This is a genomic window from Desulfobacteraceae bacterium, from assembly GCA_022340425.1.
Taxonomy (GTDB): domain Bacteria; phylum Desulfobacterota; class Desulfobacteria; order Desulfobacterales; family JAABRJ01; genus JAABRJ01.
The window spans coordinates 38,457-56,793 of record JAJDNY010000147.1 but is presented as its reverse complement, the minus strand read 5'-3'; the positions used below and the strand labels follow the sequence as shown (position 1 = coordinate 56,793).

The following is an 18,337-nucleotide window of genomic DNA, read 5'->3' as shown; positions in this document are numbered from 1 at the left end:
GCCGCCGCGGATGGCTCACAGCTTGCCGGAGCGAAAAATCGAGATAATCAGCCAAAGCCCCAGAACGGTGGCGATGCAGTAGCCCACCACCCCCAGAACAGCGGTCAGGGAGAGGCTCTGATAGCCCAGCAGGCGCACCTGAAACTGAATCACCGTCTGATCGGAATTGAGAATAAGGGCCGCGGCGATGGTCGAAGCGGAGACGATCAGGCCGATGACCAGCCGGTTGACGCTCCTTTCGAATTTTTGATTCAACTGGTTGAAACCGGTGTGCCGCAGCGCAACCACCTGCTTGCCCGTAGCGGTCTGCTTGAGGATGTCGTGGATCAGCTTGGGTGCGGTTTTGAGGTAGTTGCCGCTGTTGCGCAGCTCCTGGCCCATGTTGCGCAGAATTTTACGGGACTCGTAGCCCTTCTGGAGGAGTTGGCGCGCGTAAGGCTTCATCACGGTCAGGATGCTGGCGTCACTGTTCAGCGTTTTTCCCAGGGCCTCGGTCTGGATCAGGGTCTTGAAGAGCAGCAGCAGGTTGCGCGGCAGGTGGATCTGGTATTTGGACACCAGCTGCATCACCTGGTCGTAGACGTCCCGAACGGAAATGGTCTGCAGCGAGCGCCCGTAGAAGGGCTCGCTGATATCCTTGAGGTCCCGCCGAAAACGCGCCAGGTCGACCCCCTCGGAGGGCAGAACCCCCGAAGCCAGCAGCGCCTCCATGACCAGGTCGTAGTCCCGCTCGGCATAGCCCAGAAAGACGTGGGCCACCTGGTGCATGGTCTCCTCGTCGAGGTAGCCCATGATGCCGAAGTCCACCAGGCCCACCCGCCCGTCGGGCATGACGATGGTATTGCCGGGGTGGGGGTCGGCGTGAAAGAACCCGAACTCCATCAACTGGCGCGAAAGCGACCGCAGCCCGATCAGGGCGATCTCCCGGGGGTCGATGCCGGCCGCACGGATGGCGGCCACCTCGTCGACCTTGACACCCTCGACGAAGGACATCACCAGAACCGACGGGGTGGTCAGCTCCCAGTAGATCTCGGGGACGCAGATATCCTCGACGCTCTTGAAGTTGGCGGCGAACTTCTCGATATTGCCGGCCTCGCGGAGCATGTCGAGCTCGTTGAAAATCGTGCGTTCGAACTCCTGCACGATGTTGACGGCCCCCAGGACGCGGCCCAGCGCGAAGTTTTTTTCCAGTCTGGCGGCCAGGGTGTACATCAGCCGGATGTCTTCACGGATTTTCTTGGCGATCCCCGGCCGCACGACCTTGACGGCCACCGGGGTGCCGTCCGCAAGACGGGCGGCATACACCTGGGCCACCGAGGCGGCCGCAATCGACTCGGCCGGGAAATCGGCGAAAAGCACGGCCAGCGGCTGCCCCAGTTCGGCTTCGATGAGCGCTTTGATCTCGGCAAAGGCCAGGGGCGGCACCTGGTCCTGCAGTTTCTTGAACTCGTCGATGTACTCCGGGGGAAAAACGTCCGCCCGGGTGCTCATCAGCTGCCCAAGCTTGATGAAGCTGGGCCCCAGCTCCTCCAGCACCCGGCGGATGCGCCGCGGGGCGGGAGAACCGCTGGCGGTCGGCCCGTCAGTTTTCCGGCGGCTCACGGGGCGGGCGCTCAAGCGGTCGGCCACAACCCCGAACCCGTGCCTCACCAGCACACGAGCAATGGTGCCCAGTCGTCTGAAGCCTCTCATGTGGTTGACCCCGCTTGCAAATCCCATCTTCCTGTCCTGGTTGGATCGGATTGAAGAGCAGCACCCGCGGCAACGCTCACAGAGCCCCGGCGCTTACCGCTCACGCGGCGGTTGCACTCACGAGACCCGCCGCCATTTGACGAAAATTTCCTTCAGCTTTGCGGGGTCGGCGATGTAGCTCTCCAGGTAGCCGCACTCGGTGCAGACATAATTGTCCAGGGACGCGATGGATGTCAGGCTGACGGGGATCGAATTGCTCCCGAAAGGCCCGCTTTTGGGGTGCACATCGTCGCCGCAGTATACCTCCTTGGAACCGCATTTGGGGCATTTTCCGTTTTTCACTGGCACACCTCCTGGGGAATTGCCGCACCGCTGGATTGCACCGCTGGCCATGCCCTCCCCCGGGGGTCGTGCAGAGGGCGGGCGTGACGACGCGCCTTTGGCGCGCTCACCCGGGGGGGCGGTCCGCCGTGCGGAGGCGGATCGCCCGAACCGATTCCGGGTCACTTGCTCACTTGCATTCAGCGGCAGATACGCACCGCTTGAAGGATGCCGATTTCCGGCGAAAATCCGGGGGGGAGTATGGCGGAAAGGCGGAGGGATGTCAATACGGCCGAAAGTCCGGCGACAGGGCCCTCTGGCCCGGTTTGCACCGGCCAGGGGCCCCGCCGGCGGGGCCCGGCGGCCACGATCAGTCGCAGAGCTCGAAGAGCGCTGCGGCGCCCATTCCGCCGCCGATGCACATTGACTCGACGCCGTAGCGGACCCCCAGGCGCTGCATGTTGGCCAGCAGGGTGGCACAGAGCTTGGCGCCGGTGCATCCCAGGGGGTGCCCCAGGGCGATGGCGCCGCCGTGGATGTTGACCCGCTCCATGTAGCGGTCCAGACCCAGTTCCCGGATGCAGTAAAGCGCCTGGGAGGCGAAAGCCTCGTTGATCTCGTAGAGCCCGATATCGGCGATATTCAGGCCCGCCATATCAAGCAGCTTGGGAATCGCGTAGCGCGGGCCGACGCCCATTTCGTCGGGCCGGCAGCCGACGGTGGTGTAGTACTTGAGCTTGGCGATGGGCTTGAGGCCCAGCGCCGCCGCCTTCTGGGGGCTCATGATGACGGCCGCCGCGGCCCCGTCGGTGGTCTGGGAGGAGTTGCCGGCGGTGACCGACCCGCCGGCGGCAAAGACCGGGTTGAGCTTGGCCAGGGCTTCGACGGTGGTGGTTTCCCGGATGCCATCGTCAAAGTCCTGGAGAAAGGTTTCGCGTCTGAAAGTGCCGTCGGCCTGGGGCACGAACCGCGCCGCGGGGGTCGCCACGATCTCGCTGAAAAGCTTGCCGGCCTTGGCCTTGGCGGCTTTCATGTGGGAATGGTAGGCGAATTCGTCCTGGTCCTGGCGGCTGATCTGGTAGCGGTTGGCCACGTTTTCAGCCGTAATGCCCATGGAGCAGTAGAGATCGGCCTGCTTGCGGGTGTGTTCGGGGTGGGGGCGCGGCAGGTTGCCGCCCATGGGCACGTAGGTCATGGACTCCACCCCGCCGCCGACGGTGACCTCCGACCAGCCCGCCATCACCCGCAGCGACGCCAGGGCGATGGCCTCCAGCCCCGAGGAGCAGAAGCGGTTGACGGTGGCGCCGGAAACCGTCTCGGGAAAACCGGCGATCTGACCGGCGAGCCGGCCGATGTTGAGCCCCTGCTCGGCTTCGGGGAATGAGCAGCCGATCATGAGATCTTCGACCTCCTTGGGGTCCAGCCCGGGGGCCTTGGCCACAGCCGCTTGCAGAATGAACGCCAGCAGGTCTTCGGGCCGGGTGTCCTTGAAGGCCCCCTTGGCCCGCCTGCATCCGGGCGTTCTGACGGATGAAACGATATAGGCATCGCGCATGATGATTTCCTCCTGTACTCCCAAAGGGTGTCTGCGGATCAATTTCTCAGGGGTTTGCCGGTCTTGAGCATGTGGGCCACGCGGGCCTGGGTTTTCTCCTCGCGCCAGAAATCCACAAAGGCCTCCCGTTCCAGCTTGAGAATCAACTCTTCCTCAACCTCGCTGTTGGCGCGCACCTCGCCGCCGCTCAGGACAAAGGCGATCCGTTTGGCCAGGAAGGCGTCGTATTCGGTGATGAACTTGGCGCTCAACAGGTTGAAAAGCTCCGCCTGAATCATGCCCTGGGCGGCCTCGCCGAGCACCCGGATTTTGCGTTTGGGCGGCGGGGCATAGCCGTCGGCGACCATTTTGAGGACCTCCTTCTTGGCCTCGCCGATCAGGTAGTCGCGGTTCATCACGATCCGGTCGCGGGGGCCGAGAAAGCCGTTGGCGCGGGCCTCGGCCGCCGAGGTGGAGACCTTGGCCATGGCGATGGACATGAACACCGGCGTGAAGAGCTTGCCCAGGTCGAAATCGGAGACGGCCTCGGGCAGGGCCTGCAAAAATTTCTTCCACAGGTTCAGACAGCCGCCGCCGGCCGGCAGCAGCCCCACCCCGATTTCCACCAGCCCCATGTAAAGTTCGGCGTGCGCGACGATCTTGTCGGCCGCCCCCAGGCAGACCTCGCAGCCGCCGCCCAGGGTCAGCCCGTAGGGTGCTGCGACCACCGGCAGATGCGCATAGCGGGCATGCTGGATGCCGTTTTGGGCCATCTGCAGGAATTCGTCGATCTGGCTGAACTTGCCCTCCTGGGCCAGGGAGGCCATGTAGAGGAGATCGCCGCCGGCGGAAAAGGCGCCGGGCATCCCACCGGCCTGGTTGCCGATCACCAGGCCGACCCCGTTTTGGTCGACGTAGTCGAAGGCCTCCCCCATGAAGGCGACGATCTCGCGGTTGATGGCGTTCATCTTGGTGTGGTACTCGCAGCAGAAAACGCCGTCGCCCAGATCGATCAGCGAGGCCGACTTGCAGGCCTTGACCACCTTGCCGGCCCCCTTGAGGGCCGCGAGGGACAGGATGTTGGGGCTGAGTTGACGCTCCCGGTATTCACCGCTTGCGAAATCGTAGAAGAAGGTCCGCCCGTTTTGGGACTTGTAGAAGGTTGTGTGGCCCGCCGCCAGCATCGCGCGGACGTTGGCGGGCACCGGGATGCCCTCCTGCTCCATTTTGCCCACCGACTCCGCCACCCCGATGGCGTCCCAGGTCTCGAAGGGCCCCAGCTCGAAATTGTAGCCCCACTTCATGGCGTTGTCGATTTCAACAATGGTGTCCGAAATTTCGGGGATCCGGTTGGCGGCGTAAACCAGGCCGTGGGCCAGGACTTTCCAGGCGAAGCGGGCGCCGCGGTCGTCGCCGTAAACCACGGCCCTGATCTTCTCGGGCAGGCTGCCGGCCTTCTTGGCCGCCGCCAGGCAGGGAAACTCGGGCGCCTCGAAGGGCTCGTATTCCAGGGTGGCGGGGTTGATCACCGTGCGCAGCCTCTTCCACTCCGGCGTCAGGTCGGTCTTGTAGAAGCCGGCCTTGGTTTTCTTGCCCAGGAGCTTCTTTTCGATCATGGCGTCGATGAAGGCCGGGATTTTGAAGCTCTCCCGCTGCTCATCGTCCACCACCAGCGCGTAGGTGTTGTTGGCCACGTGGGCCATGGTGTCCAGCCCCACCAGATCGGTGGTTTTGAACATCGCGGTTTTGGGGCGCCCCATGGCGGGCCCGAAGAGGGCGTCGACTTCCGGGATCGTCAGGCCGTCTTCCACCATCAGCTGCATGGCCTTGACGATCCCCTGGACCCCGATGCGGTTGCCCACGAAATTGGGGGTGTCCTTGGCCCAGACGATCCCCTTGCCCAGGATGCGTTCGCCGAAGTCGGCGATGAAGTCGAGAATCTCCGGCAGGGTGTCCTCTCCGGGGATGAGCTCCAAGAGCTTCATGTAACGCACCGGGTTGAAGAAATGGGTCCCCAGGAAGTGCTCCCGGAAACCTTGGGAGAGCCCTGCCGACATGGCCTTCAGGGGGATCCCGGAGGTGTTGCTGGAGACGATCGCGCCGGGTTTGCGAACCGGGTCGATGCGCTTCAGAAGGGCCTGTTTGATCTTCAGGTTCTCCACCACCACCTCGACGATCCAGTCGCACTCGGCCAATTGGTCGAAGTCGTCCTCGAGGTTGCCGATGGTGATCAGCTCCGCATCCCGGGGCTGCATCAGCAGCGCCGGCCGGGCTCGCAGGATGCCGTCCAGGCCGGCCTTGACGATCCGGTTGCGGGCCGCGGGGTCGTTTTTTTCGTCATCCTTGAGGTCAAAGGGCACGATGTCCAGCAGCAGGGTTTTCACGCCGGCGCTGGCCAGCAAAGCGGCGATCCCGCCGCCCATGACGCCGGACCCGACAACCGCGGCTTTCTTTATCTTCCTGATCATGATTCCCTCCTGAGTTGAGAAGTGGACGCCAGCAAATCAGCAATTGAATGAATCCTCATTCATTTATCAAGACCCGGCCGCGACTGTCAAGCTAAAAACCCAGAGCCGGCTATTCAGGCTTTGTAATTCTTTCATGATAAGGATTTTGGGCCATGTCCCGCGGCGGCGGCGGGGCGTCGGGAGGGGCGGAGGGGAACGCCGGATTTATGAATCAAAATTCATTTTGGAGGGTCACACCGGATGGCCGTTTTTGCTTGATCCCACCCCCGCTCGGACTTATAAAGAAAAGAAGATCAACCGCCGGGGCCACCGCCCGAGGATTGCCGCCATGACCGGTATCAACGACATCGTTTTGATCCACTTCGAGGATAAGCCGCTGGGCTTTGCCCGCATCGAGGAGATCGCGGCCGACCACAAGCCCGGTTGGTACCATGTCACCCTGCTGATGCTGCAGGTCCCGCTGCAGGTGGTCACCTGGATCCTGCGCGACGCCTATATCAACGGGCAGGAATTTACCATGAACGGCAAACGCATGCGCCTGGAGCGGGTCGAGGCGCCCCAGCCGGCGCGCCCGCCCGCGGAAAAGCCCGCCCCCGGCGACGGCCCGCAGCCCCAGGGGGCCGCCAAGGTCATCCGGCTGGCGCCAAAGAAGAAAACCGACCCCTGATGCACCCCGCCGCCCAAGGCCCGCCCACCGTCATCTCCGCCTCGCGCCGGACCGATATCCCCGCCTTTTACATGCCGTGGTTCATGGCGGGTATCGCCAGGGGCTTTTTCAGCGTTGAAAACCCCTTCAACCGGCGTCCGCGGCGGGTTCCGGCCGGCCGGCGCGAGGTTCACACGATCGTTTTCTGGTCCAAAAACTTCGGCCCCTTTCTGGCCGGCCGCTACGGCCAGAAACTGCGGCAACTGGGCTACAACCTATATTTCAATTTCACCCTCAACTCCACCGACCGCCTCCTGGAGCCGCGCGTGCCGCCCCTTGCGGAGCGCTTGGCGCAGATGGACGACCTGGCGCGGGCCTTCGGGCCGACAGCCGTCGCCTGGCGCTTCGACCCGATCTGTTTTTACCGTCAAAACGGCGGGGGGATCCACGACAACCTGGCCGATTTCGACCGCATCGCCCGGCACGCCGGCGCCCTGGGGATCACCCGCTGCATCACCAGCTTTCGTGACGACTACGCCAAAATCGCGCGGCGCACGGCGCGCCTGCCGGGGATGGCCTTTTGGGACCCGCCCATCGCCCGCAAGGCCGCCCTGCTGAAACAACTGGCAAACGCCCTGACCCCGTACGGCATCCGGCTTGAAACCTGTTGCGAGGTCCAGGTCTTGGCCGCGTTGCCGCCGGCCGCGCCGCTCGCCCCGGCCAGCTGCATCCCGGGCGCCCTGCTGATGGGTCTTTACGGCGGGCGGATTTCCCTGCGCCGCGACGGCGGCCAGCGGGTCAAAAAGGGCTGCGGCTGCAGCCTGTCGGCGGACGTCGGCGACTATCGCCGACAGCCCTGCTTTCACAACTGCCTTTACTGCTACGCCCAGCCGAGCGCCGCCCCAGCGCCTGCGGCGGTGGAAGAGGTGCTTGCCCGCCAGCGCCAATCGTGTTAAAGCGGCAGCCCCCTGCCAAACCCGCCGGCGCCCCGGAGAGCGACCGGCGAAGAAACGACACCCGGCCATGCGCATTGGATCCCTGACCCTCGAAAACCCGACCGTTCTCGCCCCGCTGGCGGGCATCACCAACCTGCCGTTCCGGCTCCTGGCCCGCGCGGCCGGATGCGCCCTGGTATGCTCCGAGATGGTCAGCGCCAACGGCCTGGTCCACGGGTCGGCCAAAACCGCCCGGCTGCTGGCCAGTGTCGCGGACGAAAAGCCGGTGTCCATGCAGCTCTTCGGCTCGGACCCGGGGATCACGGCCGAAGCGGCGGCGCGGGTTGAGGCCGCCGGCGCCGATGTACTGGACATCAATTTCGGCTGCGCGGTCAAAAAGATCGTCAAAAGCGGCGCCGGGGTCGCCCTGATGCGTGAACCGCAAAAGGCCACGGCCCTGCTGGGGGCCGTGCGCCAGGCGGTCCGCATCCCGCTGACGGTCAAGATCCGCACGGGTTGGGAGGCCTCCGGCGCCCAGGCCCTGCGGATCGCCAGGATCGCGGAGGATTGCGGTGTGGATGCCATCGCCGTTCACCCCCGAACCGCCGACCAGGCCTTTCGCGGCTGCGCGGACTGGCCCGTGATCGCCGCCGTCAAGTCGGCGGTGGCCATCCCGGTGATCGGCAACGGCGACATCACCTGCGCCGCGGATGCCCTCGCCATGCGCCAAAAAACCGCCTGCGATGCAGTCATGATCGGCCGCGCGGCCATCGGCGCCCCCTGGCTGTTCGGCCAGGTGCGGGCGGCGCTTGAGGGCCAGCCGCCGCCGCCGGTCGACCTCGCGCTGCGGTTCGACGCGCTGCGCGCCTACCTGCGCGCATCGGTCCGCTTTTTCGGCGAACGGCACGCCTGCCGCATGATGCGCAGCCGCCTGGGGTGGTTCAGCCGCGGGCTGCCCCACAGCAGCGCCTTTCGAGAATCCATCAAAGAGCTTGCCAGCGAAGCCCAGGCCCTGGAAAAACTCGCCGCCTACGAGGCCCTCTTGCGCCGCCGGGAGGCTGAGGGCCCCGGAAAAAAATAATGCCGCAAGATAAGATGGCGCCGACCGCAGCCGCCCGCCGGCCGCGACCGGCTGCCCGAGATCGGCAATAAAGCCTTGATTAATGCTGTCCACAAGCGGTATGGGAGAAGCAGTCCGCGCTTGCGCCCGCCGCAGGCGCGAGCACCCACGCGACACCCCTGCAAGGAGAACCGAGATGCCTGAAAATGAGCTCTATGACCTGATTATTGTCGGGGGCGGCCCCGGCGGCCTTTCCGCCGGCATTTACGCCATGCGCGCGGCGCTGAGAACCGTCCTGATCGAAAGCGCCGCGCCCGGCGGCCAGGTAGTCATGTCCGACGAGGTGGAAAACTACCCCGGTTTCGAACATATCAGCGGCGCGGAGCTGGCCCAGAAATTTCTCCAGCACGCCAAGGCCTACGGCCTGGAGGTCCTCTCCCAGGAGGTGGCCACCATCACCCCGGGGCTCGACCGCCACAGCGTCACCCTGGCCGACGGGCGACGCCTGAGCGCGCATGCGGTGATCATCGGCACCGGCGGCAGCCCCCGCAAGCTGGGGGTCCCCGGTGAGGACACCTACTACGGCAAGGGGGTGTCCTACTGCGCGGTCTGCGACGGCTTTTTCTTCCGCAACAAGACGGTGGTGGTGGTGGGTGGCGGCGACAGCGCCGCCGAGGAATCCCTCTACCTGGCCAAGCTGGCCAAGCAGGTCTACATCGCCCACCGGCGCGACGCTCTGCGGGCCGGCATGCTGCTGCAGCAGCGGATCGAGGCGGAGTGCAAAATCGAGGTCCTCTGGAACACGGTGCTAACGGAGATCAGGGCCAATGCGGAAGGGGTTTGCGCCGTCGGCCTGAAGGACACCCAGAGCGGTGCCGAGCGGGAATTGGCCACCGACGGGGTTTTCATCTTTATCGGCTTCAACCCCAACAACCGCCTGGTGCCCCAGGGCACCCGGATTAACATGGACGGCTACGTCGAGACCGACGACAAATGCGCCACCAACACCCCCGGAATCTACGTGATCGGTGATCTGCGGGCCAAATACGCCCGCCAGATCGTGGTGGCAGCCGCCGACGGCTGCACCGCCGCCCTGGCGGCCGCACACTATGTCGAATCCCGCAAGGCCATGGATCAAACCTGCGAACTGCCCGCCGATTTGCTGGGCTGAATAAGGCCCGGCAGCGGCCGGCCGCTGTCAGGCGCCGCTCGCCGCGGCATCACCGCCGTCGCCGAAACCGGCCTGGAAACGCTCCCAGAAGCGCCCCAGGGTAAAGGTGTGCTCCTGGGTGCCCAGGCATTCCACCGCGAAGCTGGCGCATGCCGCTCCCATGCGGGCCGCCGCGGCCAGCGGTCTCCCGGTCACCAGCCCCTTGAGCAGACCGGCCCGGAAGGCGTCCCCGGCGCCGGTGGGATCGGCCACCCGCGCCACCGGTACGGCCGGAATCCGGGTCTCGCCGGCCGCCGTCGTCAGCAGCGCCCCCTTTTCCCCCAGGGTCGTGATGAGGCCCCCGGCCCGCCGCAGAATGGCGCTGCGGTCCAAACCGGTGGGCTGCATGATCATTTCCAGCTCGTAGTCGTTTGAGATCAGCAGCGCCGCGCCGGTCATCATCTCCGTCAGCTGGGCGCCGCTAAGGGCCGTGATGGTCTGGCCGGGGTCGAAAATGTAGGGCACCCCCCGCTGCTTGAAGGTGCGACTGTAGGTCAGCATATCCTCGATGTTGCCGGGGGAGATGATGGCGATGGCCTCGTCACCGCGCAGGCCGTCAAAGGCGTAGCGGGAAGGGTGACGCATGGCGCCGGGGTTGAATCCGGTGATCTGGTTGTCGGCCTTGTCGGTGGTGATGTAGGCCCCGGCGGTATACTCCTCGGGGATCACGCGAATCCCGCCCAGGGGCAGACCCAGATGGGTCAGCCACTGCGCGTAGCGCTCGAAATCCCTGCCGGCCGCTGCCAGAATCTGGGGCTTTTCCCCCAGCAAACTGAGGTTGTAGGCGATGTTGCCGGCGGTGCCGCCGAATTTTTCGGTCAGGCCGTTGACCGTGAAGCAGACGTTGAGAATGTGGATCTTGTCGGGAAGGATATGGTCGGAAAAGCGCCCGGGGAAATCCATGATGCGGTCGTAGGCCAGCGACCCGGAAACGAAGATCTGCATGCTGGACGGCTCCTTGCAAGGCGGCCGATGCGGCGGCGGCCGGGGTTGACCGCCGAATCCGCCGGCGGCTTGCTGGCGTTATAGCCAGCGCCGCCCAGCATGTCAATTCCGCCGCAGCCCGGCGAGGACCTGCCCGGGCCGGGCACCCAAAGAGAAACCCCCGCCTCGGCCCGAGGATCGCTCAGCCGCTGATCCGCTTGATGATGGCACCGCGGGTGCTGATCACCACCGTCTCGGTGGGTATTCGGGTGCCCGCCGCGCTCTGGGCCTTTTTGACGATATCGGGCAGCCCCGCGCAGCAGGGGACCTCCATGACCACGGTGGTGATGGATTTGATCCCGGCCTGCCGGAAAATGGCGCTGAACTTCTCGATGTAGGCGTCGCGGTCGTCGAACTTGGGGCACCCCAGGGTCACCGCCCGGCCCTGCAGGAAATCGCGGTGAACGGTGGGAAAGGCCACCGGCACACAGTCGGCCATGACCAGCAGATCGGCGCCTTTCAAAAACGGCGCGGTGGGCGGCACCAGGTGGATCTGGACCGGCCAGTGGCCCAGGGCGGAGTCGCCCCCCGCGGCGGGTTCGAACCCGGCCGGCTGGTTGGCCGCAGCACAGGGGGCGGGCGCGGTCAAAATCTGGACCCCCGCCGAGGGGCACCCCGTGTGGACATCCGCCTCCTGTTCGAGACGGGCTGCCACGGCCTCCTCGTCGAACTCCTCGGCCTCGCGCTCGATGATCTTCAAAGCGCCCTGGGGGCAGTCGCCGATACAGGCCCCCAAACCGTCGCAGAGGTTGTCGGAAATCACCTTGGCCTTTCCGTCCACGATTTGGATGGCACCCTCGGCGCAGGCCAGGACGCACTGTCCGCAGCCGTCGCAGCGTTCCTCGTCGATCTCGATGATCTTGCGGTAAACCTTCATCTCTCATCCTCTCATGGTTTCAGCAGCACCGCCGCCGCGGCCTGACGGCCGCCGTCGGTCAAAAGAGTCCCGTCGAGCTGCTGCTGGAGTGCATCCAACGGCAGGGGCGCGGTTTTCTGTTGATCTTCCAGGCGCAAAATCGCCTCCGCATCGTGCAGCACTCGTACCTCCACCGGCGCCTGGGGATCGGCGCCGGAGAGAGCGGCCAGCACCTCGGCAACGGCGGTGATCAGGTTTTCACCGGCGCCGAGTTTGGAGAGAAATTCCCCGACGGTGGCGGTCGCCGCCCGCCGCCAGGCCTCGGCGCCCCCATCGGCGGCGGCCTGAGCAACGATGGGCAGTAGGTAGGCGGCAATCAGGGCGCTGGCCGGGTTGCCCTTTTCGCGCTGCTGGATGCGCTCAACGTAGCGCGCAAGCCGCGAGGCATGCCCGATGCGCTTGAAATCGGTTTTCAGATGGCGTTTGACCTCCACCGCCACCCGGTCCTTGAAGAGATTTTCCTTCTGGGCCACCAACTCCGGCGGCAGACTCCCCAGGCACTGTTCGGCAAACGGGCAGTAGGCGGCGCAGCCGAAATCCATCTGCGGATTGACGAAGCGGTGGCCGCAGTGCCCGCACTTGCGCGTGGTGTCGTCCTTGAAGAACTCCACCGGGTGGTTGCACTTGGGGCATTTGGCCTCGAAGATCGCTTTCGAGTTCCAATACTGGGTGTCCTGTCCCGGGCATCGCATGGCCTGTTCCTCCGGTTGTCGGGTTCGGGCGGGAGCCCGCTGTCCCGGGCCCCCGCCAATGATAAGAAAAAGGTCTATCCGAGGATCGCCTTGAGGTCCTGATCCGGCGTCGTGATGGGCATGATGTTGAACTTCTCCACCAGGACGTTGAGGATGTTGGGCGAGATGAAGGCCGGCAGCGAGGGCCCCAGCCGGATGTCCTTGATCCCCAGGTAGAGCAGGGTCAGCAGGATGGCGCAGGCCTTCTGCTCGTACCAGGAGAGGATCATGGACAGCGGGAGGTCGTTGACCCCGCAGCCGAAGGCGTCCGCCAGGGCCGAGGCGATCTTGATGGCCGAGTAGGCGTCGTTGCATTGCCCGATGTCCAGCAGGCGGGGAATGCCGCCGATGGTGCCCAGGTCCTTGTCGAAGAAGCGGAACTTGCCGCAGGCCAGGGTCAGGACCACGCAGTCGGCGGGCACCTTCTCGACAAACTCGGTGTAGTAGCTGCGGCCGGGTTTTGCGCCGTCACAGCCGCCGACCAGGAAGAAGTGCCGGATCTGCTTGTTCTTGACCGCCTCGATCACCGCCGGCGCAACACCCAGAACGGCGTTGTGGCCGAAGCCGACCATGACGCTCTTGCCGGGGACGTCCGCGGCGAAGCCGGGCAGCGCCAGGGCCCGTTCGATCACCGGGGTGAAGTCCTTGTCGGCGATGTGGGTCACCCCGGGCCAGCCCACCAGCCCGGTGGTGAAGATATTGCCCTTGTAGGCGTCCTGGGGTTTCTGGATGCAGTTGGTGGTCATCAGGATCGCGCCGGGAAAGGCGGCGAACTCGCGCGCCTGGTTCTGCCAGGCGGTGCCGTAATGGCCGTAGAAGTGCGGGTACTTCTTGAGCTCCGGGTAGCCGTGGCAGGGCAGCATTTCACCGTGGGTGTAGACCGTGATGCCCTTGCCGGCGCTCTGCTTGAGGATTTCCTCCAGGTCCTTGAGGTCGTGGCCGGAGACCAGGATCGCCTTGCCCTGCTTCTGGCCCAGGGGCACCGGGGTGGGGACCGGCTGGCCGTAGGCGCCGGTGTTGCCGGCATCCAGCAGCTCCATGGTGCGCAGGTTGATCTCGCCGCACTTCATCACCAGCCCGACGTAGTCATCGGCGCTCAGGCTTTTGTCCAGGGTGGCCGCCAGGGCCTCGTGGATGAAGGCATCCACCCGGTCGTCGACCTGGCCCAGGATCCGGGCATGGTCCGCGTAGGCGGCAACGCCCTTGAGGCCGTAGATTAACAGTTCCCGCAACGAGAGCAGGTCCGGGTCGAGGTCCGGGTCGGCCTTGACGCCCACCTGCCCGCCCAGGGCCACCAGTTCTTCCTTGCCGGCGCCGGGCGCATAGACCACGCGCGGGGATCCGAAATCGGTTTTGCCGCCTGCGGCGGCCACGCGCTTTTTGAGGTCTTCGCGCACCTGGACGCAGCGCGCCAGCATTTCCACAAACCGCTCGGGGTCGAAGTCGACGTTGGTGAGGGTCGAAAAGAGGGCCTCGCTGGTGAACTGGTCCACCGCGGCATCCACCAGCCCCACCTTGCGGCCTTCCACCGCAATCCGTGAAAGCTCTTTGATTTCGTATACGAGAAGATCCTGAAGGGCCGCCACGTCGGGCTGCTTGCCGCAGACCCCGAGTTTGGTGCAGCCTTCGCCCTTGGCCGTCTGTTCACACTGAAAACAAAACATGGCTTGCCTCCTGTCTTTGTTGGGGTTTGGCCGCCCTTGGAGAGGCGACCGTTTGACGGTTGTTGCGCTTGATGGGTTTCCTTATAGACCGCCTTGGATGATGACTCCTTGACTTAGGTCAAGAAATAGGTTTTTTTTCAGGCCATGGAAAAAATAATGGACATCATCGCCCGAACACCCCTTTTCGGCGGCCTGCCCGAGGAACAGCTCCAGGCCGTTTGCGCCATTGCGGTCACGCGCCGTTTTGCCAAGGGGGAGATTGTTTTCACCGAAGGCCAGCCGGGAAGCGGTTTTTACGTCGTCATGAGCGGCCGGATAAAGATTTTCAAGGTCTCGGCGGAAGGCAAAGAGCAGATTTTGCATATCTTCGGCCCGGGCGAGCCGTTTGGGGAGGTGCCCGTTTTTTCCGGCAAACCCTTTCCGGCCAGCGCCGAGGCAATCGCCCAAAGCCGACTGCTTTTTTTCCCCAAGCAGGCCTTCGTCGACCTGACCAGCGCCATGCCCTCGCTGGCCCTCAACATGTTGGCGGTGCTGTCCCTGCGGCTGCGGCAATTTACCGTCCAGATCGAAAATCTTTCGCTCAAGGAGGTGCCGGGCCGCCTGGCCTCCTACCTGGTCTATCTGGCGGCCGAGCAGGCCGCCGAGGACACCGTCGCCCTGACGATTTCCAAGGGTCAGCTCGCCAGCCTGCTGGGAACGATCCCCGAAACCCTCTCGCGCATGATGGCCAAGATGGCCGGCCTGGGCCTGATCGAAGTCGCGGGGCGCACCATCCGGTTGCTGAACCGGGACGCCCTGGAGGATCTGGCCAGAACCGGCAAGCTGATGGGGATTGAGGGCTGACGGTGGTCCGGTGGAGCGCCAGCCTTCGCACGGCACGCGCCCGCGGCAGGGGAAGGAAGTTAGAAGGGTGTCGGCCGCCTACTCCTTTAGCCGAACCAGTTCCCGGCTGAGCATGCGAATATGGCCCATCTCCTCCTGGATGATCTCGTCCAGGCGGCTCTGGCCCAGCCTGGTGGGCAGCGTCGCGCGCATCCCCAGGTAGAAGAGGATGGATTCCTTCTCGGCCTCGATGGCGGCCTTGAGAATTTCCTTCATCGAGCTGGTGTCGATCTTCTTTTGGAAGAAAACGCGGGTGTCGGCCAGCGCCCGCAGGTACTGGGTCGCCTCGCCGTCGGGGTCGAAGGCGGTGGCGCTGCGCTCCAGATCGCCGAGTTCCGAGCGCATGGTCTGGAAGGTTTTTTGGTGCGCATCCTCCATGGCGGCCAGCCGCAGCAAAAGATCGTTTTCTTCGGGCCGGGCCGCGGCCGCGGCGGCGCTGCGGTAAAATTCGGACCCGTTGCGTTCAAGCTGCTCGGCCATCCGAAAGATCTCCTCGGCATTGAAGTCAATCATCCGGCACCATCCTTTCGCCGACCGGCGCACCCAGCGCGGGTAAGGACGCCAGGCACTCCGGCAGGGCCCACTCGATATCCGGTTCACAAACGCACTATAAAGTAAAGACCCTGGGGCGCCTTGTAAAGCGCAGCCCCTGCCACCGCAGAGCGCGGATCAGGCGACAATCCGGTTGCGGCCCGCCCGTTTGGCCCGGTAGAGGGCCTGGTCGGCGGCCTTGAGGACCGCCGCAGGGTCCCGGGTGCGGCCGTCGGGTGCGCTGACGCCGATGCTCACCGTAACTCTGACCGGCCGGGCGGCGCCCTTGTGGCGGCGCACCCGAAAGGCCGTTTGCGCCAGCGCCCGACGAAAGGCCTCCAGGTGGCTGCGGGCTGCGGCGGCGCTTTTGCCCGCAAACACGGCGGCAAATTCCTCGCCGCCGTAGCGAAAGACCCGGGCGCCGCCGGAGATCCGGGCGAGCCGGGCGGCGATCAGCCGCAGCACGTCATCGCCGGTGTCGTGCCCGAAGCGGTCGTTGAAGCGCTTGAAGTGGTCCACATCGATCATCGCCAGGGCGTAGCGCCGGCCAAGACCCATCAGAGCTTGGTTGAGGCTGCGGCGCCCGGGGAGCCCTGTCAGCTCGTCGTTGTAGGCCAGGCGGTAGGTGCTGTCCAAAAGCGACGCTCCCAGGATCAGGCCGGCAACCGTGAACCAGACCGCGGCCGTCGGCCCGCCTGCGCCGACTCCCAGCCAGGCGGCCACCAGGGCGCAGCCGAAACCGGCGCTCAGCCCGTCCGTGGTCCGCATCAGCCGCTGGCATAGAAACATCAGAGAAAGAAGCAGACTGAGCCGGGCGGCCGGCCAATCGGCAACTTCCAGGCGGGGGCACCACCCCGAGACCGCGTCCTGCAGCAGCGCCCGGGCGAGCTGGTGACCGGGGAAAGACGGCCCAAAAACCAGCGCCAGCCCCGCTGTCTGCAGCAGGATCACCACGGCTGCCGCCCAGCTGCGGGTCGAAAACAGCCGGGAGCGGGTCAGCAGCGCCAGAAAAACCAGATTGAGCGGCAGCAGCGTCTGGAGCAGCGCCTCCAGGCACATCCCCCAAGGCCCGACCGCAAGGGGCAGCGCGCCCCCCGAAGATCCGAGATAGGCCAGCGACAGCACCGGCGCGCCGAGAATCAGGCCGGCGTTGTGGCAGCGGCCGCCCGCCAGCAGGAGAAGGCCGAAAACCGCGTACGGCAGAAACGGCAGCAGGTCCGCCAGCGCCCTGCAGACGGCCGCCGTTTGACCCGGCGGGCGCACCTCGGGCCAGCGCCAGGCCAGGGCGGCGCCCAGGGCCAGCAGGATCAGGGGCGCGGCCGCAGCACCCAGCAGGGGCCGCAGGCGAATAACAGTCGGTCGGGTGGGGCGGGCGGCGGGTGTTTTGGCGGCCATGCGGGTCACCGGGCTCGGGTTGCGAAAAGATACGTCTTTTTCGGACGATGGGCGGGCTTTCTTGACCGCACTGCGGCCGTCTCACAAGGGCGGGGGAGGGATTTGCGCCGGGCGGCCGGGCGGCCGGATCCGGCGCAAAAACCGTCGGGGGGGATCAGTGCACCAGGGTGTTGGGGAAGGTCGCCCCCACCCGGTAGCGGGGGGCCTCGGGGTCCAGGATTTCACGGCACCAGACGACCCTGGCCCGGTCCACATCGCAGGAGCCGGGGGCCATCACGTAGATCTGGGCTCCCGGTGCAAACCGGCTCCCAGCCTCGAAGAAAAGGCCGTCCTCGCTGGCGTTGCACATCCGCACCGGAAAGGTCGATCCGTTGTCCTTGGCGGTGAGAATCATCGTATTTCGAAAGTGGCTGCGGCGCTTTGCGCGCCGGTCTTGACAATCGCTCATGGGAACCTCCTTGGCGGCCGCTGCGCCGGATCGGCACAGGGCACGGCTCTATTGGGGGTTTGGCAATGCCCGGGGACTCTCAGCTGCCCGGGCGGGTGGTTTGCAATCAACGATAAGACTTCCCGGGCCAGGTTCAAGCCGCTCTCTGGAAACCCGGGCGGCCGTCCGCCGGAGACCGCGTTGACACCCGCCGCGCCAGTACCTAATATGGTGATACCTCTCAGGGCATCCCCCGCTTCGGGGCCGCCTGAGGCGTGTTACCAACATTTAAACAGATCCGGGTGTCGCCTCGGTGTTCGGCACCCGAAGAAGATATTCGGAGGTAGACCCATGACCCAGCACAACGAAAGCAGAGCCTCTTTCGACCAGGGAATGGCGGAGTTTGTCGCCGGCAACCTCGACGCGAGCATCGCGGCCTTGACTGACGCCACCCGTCACGACCCCGAATTCACCCTCGCCTTTCTCAGCCGCGGCGCAGCCCACCTCAAACTCGGCCAGACGGACGCGGCCCTGGCGGATTTCAACCACGTCATCGAACTGAACCCCGAATACGCCAAGGCTTTCCACCTGCGGGGGCTGGCGCATGAAGCCGACGGTGACCACGCCAAGGCCCTGGAGGACTTCGACCGGGCGTTGGCGCTCGACCCGGAGTACGGCGCCGCCTACTACAGCCGCGCAAGCCTTCACACGCGCCTGGGCCAGGAGGAGGCGGCGGCCGAGGATATCCGCATGGTGACCCACCTGACCCACGTCCAGCTTGAAAGTTTCAACAACGAAAACAACGTCTGGCACTCCCGCCAGCTCAGCCTGGAAGCCTCGGGCGCAGCCGACGTCTTCGACCGCTGAAGCCCTGCGCCGGTTGCCCGCAATGGGTGCCCCCACGGCCCCCACCGGGCAACCGCCACGCCGCCTCCTCCTGC

Annotated in this window: 17 protein-coding genes; 6 read left to right on the top strand and 11 right to left on the bottom strand. The window is 65.3% G+C overall.

All coding sequences use genetic code 11. The annotated features are described in order from the left end of the window. Positions 1-15: 15 nt before the first annotated feature. From LJE63_12855 to LJE63_12840, 4 genes are all read right to left on the bottom strand, one after another. Positions 16-1,719, bottom strand: coding sequence for an AarF/ABC1/UbiB kinase family protein (locus LJE63_12855; GenBank protein ID MCG6907496.1), 1,704 nt, complete (start codon positions 1,717-1,719; stop codon positions 16-18). 90 nt (positions 1,720-1,809) lie between these two features. After that, positions 1,810-2,034, bottom strand: a complete 225-nt coding sequence (locus tag LJE63_12850) for a hypothetical protein (GenBank protein ID MCG6907495.1) — start codon at positions 2,032-2,034, stop codon at positions 1,810-1,812. Positions 2,035-2,383: 349 nt separating this feature from the next. Beyond that, positions 2,384-3,568 (bottom strand): thiolase family protein, encoded by a 1,185-nt coding sequence (locus tag LJE63_12845; GenBank protein MCG6907494.1) that lies wholly within the window; start codon positions 3,566-3,568, stop codon positions 2,384-2,386. 38 nt (positions 3,569-3,606) lie between these two features. Next, positions 3,607-6,015, bottom strand: a complete 2,409-nt coding sequence (locus LJE63_12840) for a 3-hydroxyacyl-CoA dehydrogenase/enoyl-CoA hydratase family protein (GenBank protein ID MCG6907493.1) — start codon at positions 6,013-6,015, stop codon at positions 3,607-3,609. A gap of 328 nt (positions 6,016-6,343) precedes the next feature. Between LJE63_12840 and LJE63_12835 the strand changes: the two genes are divergently transcribed. From LJE63_12835 to trxB, 4 genes are all read left to right on the top strand, one after another. Further along, positions 6,344-6,682 (top strand): hypothetical protein, encoded by a 339-nt coding sequence (locus LJE63_12835; protein MCG6907492.1) that lies wholly within the window; start codon positions 6,344-6,346, stop codon positions 6,680-6,682. After that, complete coding sequence (locus tag LJE63_12830; protein ID MCG6907491.1) at positions 6,682-7,617, top strand: DUF1848 domain-containing protein; 936 nt, start codon at positions 6,682-6,684, stop codon at positions 7,615-7,617. The genes LJE63_12835 and LJE63_12830 overlap by 1 nt, the downstream gene beginning before the upstream one ends. Before the next feature lie 67 nt (positions 7,618-7,684). After that, positions 7,685-8,677 carry a tRNA dihydrouridine synthase DusB gene (dusB, locus tag LJE63_12825; protein ID MCG6907490.1) on the top strand — a complete coding sequence of 331 codons (993 nt, stop codon included), beginning with the start codon at positions 7,685-7,687 and terminating at the stop codon, positions 8,675-8,677. A gap of 175 nt (positions 8,678-8,852) precedes the next feature. Continuing rightward, positions 8,853-9,827 (top strand): thioredoxin-disulfide reductase, encoded by a 975-nt coding sequence (gene trxB / locus LJE63_12820; GenBank protein ID MCG6907489.1) that lies wholly within the window; start codon positions 8,853-8,855, stop codon positions 9,825-9,827. Positions 9,828-9,854: 27 nt separating this feature from the next. Here trxB and LJE63_12815 read toward each other — a convergent pair whose 3' ends face one another. The 4 genes from LJE63_12815 to hcp all read right to left on the bottom strand — a co-directional run bounded on the left by LJE63_12815 (position 9,855) and on the right by hcp (position 14,161). Beyond that, positions 9,855-10,811, bottom strand: a complete 957-nt coding sequence (locus LJE63_12815) for a carbohydrate kinase family protein (protein ID MCG6907488.1) — start codon at positions 10,809-10,811, stop codon at positions 9,855-9,857. 181 nt (positions 10,812-10,992) lie between these two features. After that, positions 10,993-11,727 carry a 4Fe-4S binding protein gene (locus LJE63_12810; protein ID MCG6907487.1) on the bottom strand — a complete coding sequence of 245 codons (735 nt, stop codon included), beginning with the start codon at positions 11,725-11,727 and terminating at the stop codon, positions 10,993-10,995. Between the two features lie 11 nt (positions 11,728-11,738). Further along, positions 11,739-12,458 carry a phosphohydrolase gene (locus LJE63_12805; GenBank protein ID MCG6907486.1) on the bottom strand — a complete coding sequence of 240 codons (720 nt, stop codon included), beginning with the start codon at positions 12,456-12,458 and terminating at the stop codon, positions 11,739-11,741. 74 nt (positions 12,459-12,532) lie between these two features. Then, positions 12,533-14,161, bottom strand: coding sequence for a hydroxylamine reductase (gene hcp, locus LJE63_12800; GenBank protein MCG6907485.1), 1,629 nt, complete (start codon positions 14,159-14,161; stop codon positions 12,533-12,535). Positions 14,162-14,317: 156 nt separating this feature from the next. Between hcp and LJE63_12795 the strand changes: the two genes are divergently transcribed. Beyond that, positions 14,318-15,004 (top strand): Crp/Fnr family transcriptional regulator, encoded by a 687-nt coding sequence (locus LJE63_12795; GenBank protein ID MCG6907484.1) that lies wholly within the window; start codon positions 14,318-14,320, stop codon positions 15,002-15,004. 78 nt (positions 15,005-15,082) lie between these two features. Here LJE63_12795 and LJE63_12790 read toward each other — a convergent pair whose 3' ends face one another. The 3 genes from LJE63_12790 to LJE63_12780 form a co-directional block, all read right to left on the bottom strand. Beyond that, positions 15,083-15,556: a ferritin family protein gene (locus LJE63_12790; GenBank protein MCG6907483.1), complete on the bottom strand. Its 474-nt coding sequence runs from the start codon at positions 15,554-15,556 to the stop codon at positions 15,083-15,085. A gap of 156 nt (positions 15,557-15,712) precedes the next feature. After that, the gene (locus LJE63_12785) at positions 15,713-16,969 is read right to left on the bottom strand and encodes a GGDEF domain-containing protein (GenBank protein MCG6907482.1); all 1,257 of its coding nucleotides are present in this window, start codon (positions 16,967-16,969) and stop codon (positions 15,713-15,715) included. A 154-nt stretch (positions 16,970-17,123) separates the two neighbouring features. Beyond that, the gene (locus LJE63_12780; GenBank protein MCG6907481.1) at positions 17,124-17,417 is read right to left on the bottom strand and encodes a PilZ domain-containing protein; all 294 of its coding nucleotides are present in this window, start codon (positions 17,415-17,417) and stop codon (positions 17,124-17,126) included. A 330-nt stretch (positions 17,418-17,747) separates the two neighbouring features. On the opposite strand from LJE63_12780, the gene LJE63_12775 reads away from it, so the two are divergent. Beyond that, a complete protein-coding gene (locus tag LJE63_12775; protein ID MCG6907480.1) occupies positions 17,748-18,263 on the top strand; it encodes a tetratricopeptide repeat protein in 516 nt (171 codons plus the stop codon). Positions 18,264-18,337 lie beyond the last annotated feature (74 nt).